This is a genomic window from Methylobacterium platani (assembly GCF_001653715.1).
Taxonomy (GTDB): Bacteria; Pseudomonadota; Alphaproteobacteria; order Rhizobiales; family Beijerinckiaceae; genus Methylobacterium; species Methylobacterium platani.
Window position 1 is genome coordinate 1 of record NZ_LWHQ01000130.1, and the last position, 1,639, is coordinate 1,639.

A 1,639-nucleotide genomic window follows, 5' to 3' on the forward strand; every position below is an offset into this window, starting at 1 on the left:
CACCTACGCACCGGCCGGCGTGATCTGCGAGCTGCAGATCCCGCTGACCACTTTGGGCTGGGTCGGCCAGGAGACCATCGAGGGGCGGCAAGCTTCATGACGTTGCTGGTTGGACGTCGGGTTCTGCTGGTCGAGGACGAAAGCCTCGTCGCCATGCTGGCCGAGGACATGCTGCTAGAACTCGGCTGTGAGGTTGTCGTGGCGATGCGCCTCGACAAGGCCCTGGCGCAGGTCCGCACCGGATCGTTTGACCTGGCGGTGCTGGATGTGAACCTCGGCGACGCGCGCAGCTACCCCATCGCGGACCTGCTGTTCGAGCGTCACACGCCGTTCCTGTTCGCGACCGGATACGGCAGGCAGGGGCTGGAGGACGCTTACAAGGCGGTTCCAGTGCTGCAGAAGCCCTATCAGGCAGCGCCGTTAGAGCACCTGCTGACGCGGCTGCTCACCGGGGAAGCCCAGGCCCGTAAGGCCGCTGGGGGAAGCCTCATGGCGTGCGCGTGCCATACCCCGGGCGGACAGTCTATCCGGGCAGATCACTGCCGTTAGGTGATCAGTCCTGCTGCCGGCTTCGGACAGGCGCACGGTCAGCTGTTCGACCAGGGCAGCAAGCTGCGGATCTTCCGGCATTGGCATTGCCTCGTAGATCCTGCGCAGCTGCCGGCCGAGATGGTGCTCGGTTGGCTGGCTGCGATGCAGCGCAAGGCAGTCCTGCTGCAGCAGTGCCATTTTGTCCTCGCGAGTCGTATCTGACATAGGGACCTCTCCCGTGGGGTCAGACACGGATCAATGACCAGGCACAGCGCCGTGTTGCAGATCGTTCTCTCAAACTGTGCCGTTAGTCTTAGGAAGGCATTAACGAAGGGGCAAGGGCGTTAAAAATTGTAGCGTCTGTATTGAACAGCAAAAAGGGCGCCGAAGCGCCCTTGAAGTAGTCGTTTCAACACCCCTGCATTGAAAGTCCACTGAGGCAAGCCGATAAGACGTGCATCAGACGTCGTGCAGGGCGGGCGAGTGCTTCTTTACAACGAGATCCCCAGGTGAGCCGCAACCGTGCTCGCCCGGGTACTCGTCAGCTTCACAGCCTGACGCAGCACGTCCTCTGACACGCCAAAGCGCTCACACCAGTAGGCGCGATCCTGCGGGGAATAGATATCGATGTGACGCTGGCGACTCATCGGTTGGGAAACGCTAGACGCCATGATGATACTCCCAACCTAGTAAGCATAAGCTGCACGCGGCATCGATGTCTCTATCAACGCGGAACGCTGCACTTCGTTGCCGGTCCTATGCCGGATAGCAGCGTAACAATTCCAGCGGTGGATTGTCCCTTAAAAGACAGAAAGAGCGGGCGTGGCACGCCCGCTCTTTCCTCCGGTCCTGCAACGTTTAGTCGATCACCTCGACGATGCGCCGGCTCTGCGGGTCAACCAGCACCGGACGCTCGTTGACGATGGTGTAGCGGTGGCTGCCAGCGCCATACTCGGCCGGCACGTCGTAGTAGGTCACACCCGACGACGGCAGGACCGAGCCAACCCGGACATCGCCATCATAGGTGTAAGACGGGTGCCGCTCGCGCACGACGTAGCTGCGGAAGCGCGGGCGCGTGTCGATGCCGAGGATGCCGTTGACGGTGCCC

General features: G+C 61.8%; 4 protein-coding genes. 2 read left to right on the forward strand and 2 right to left on the reverse strand.

What is annotated here, in order from left to right; genetic code table 11:
• The first annotated feature begins 96 nt into the window (after nucleotides 1-96).
• Nucleotides 97-549, forward strand: a complete 453-nt coding sequence (locus A5481_RS31805) for a response regulator (RefSeq protein ID WP_048435743.1) — start codon at nucleotides 97-99, stop codon at nucleotides 547-549.
• Nucleotides 550-753: a hypothetical protein gene (locus tag A5481_RS31810; protein WP_048435742.1), complete on the forward strand. Its 204-nt coding sequence runs from the start codon at nucleotides 550-552 to the stop codon at nucleotides 751-753. It abuts the gene before it with no gap.
• Nucleotides 754-1,022: 269 nt separating this feature from the next.
• Here A5481_RS31810 and A5481_RS31815 read toward each other — a convergent pair whose 3' ends face one another.
• Both A5481_RS31815 and A5481_RS31820 read right to left on the reverse strand, forming a co-directional pair.
• Nucleotides 1,023-1,202 carry a DUF3606 domain-containing protein gene (locus A5481_RS31815; protein ID WP_064504517.1) on the reverse strand — a complete coding sequence of 60 codons (180 nt, stop codon included), beginning with the start codon at nucleotides 1,200-1,202 and terminating at the stop codon, nucleotides 1,023-1,025.
• A gap of 187 nt (nucleotides 1,203-1,389) precedes the next feature.
• Nucleotides 1,390-1,639: DUF1236 domain-containing protein (locus A5481_RS31820; protein ID WP_156655693.1), on the reverse strand; the 250-nt coding region annotated here is incomplete at its 5' end.